The organism is Pseudomonas sp. HY2-MNA-CIBAN-0224 (assembly GCF_040310285.1).
In the GTDB taxonomy this organism is placed as follows: domain Bacteria; phylum Pseudomonadota; class Gammaproteobacteria; order Pseudomonadales; family Pseudomonadaceae; genus Aquipseudomonas; species Aquipseudomonas helleri.
The window spans coordinates 1-262 of record NZ_JBEOPQ010000621.1 but is presented as its reverse complement, the minus strand read 5'-3'; the positions used below and the strand labels follow the sequence as shown (position 1 = coordinate 262).

The window sequence follows — 262 nt, the reverse complement described above, 5'->3', positions numbered from 1 at the left end:
CCCCCGTCGTGTATGTTGACCGGCATTTAGTGCATGAGGTGACATCACCTCAAGCATTTAGTGGCTTAAAAGTGGCTGGACGCACACTACGTGCACCACACAAAACCTTTGCCACCATGGATCATAATACCTCGACCCGCAGTGCCAGTTTAGATGCACTGAGCCCTATGGCCCGCACTCAAGTTGAAACCCTGGCGCAAAACTGTAAAGAGTTTGGCGTGCGTTTGTATGATATTCATCATCCTAATCAAGGTATTGTCCA

The 262-nt window shown here is 48.9% G+C and carries 1 protein-coding gene; it reads left to right on the top strand.

The genetic code is table 11. The annotated features are described in order from the left end of the window. Positions 1-262 (top strand): aconitase family protein (locus tag AAEZ03_RS27800; protein WP_350583118.1); only part of this gene is annotated, 262 nt, incomplete at both ends.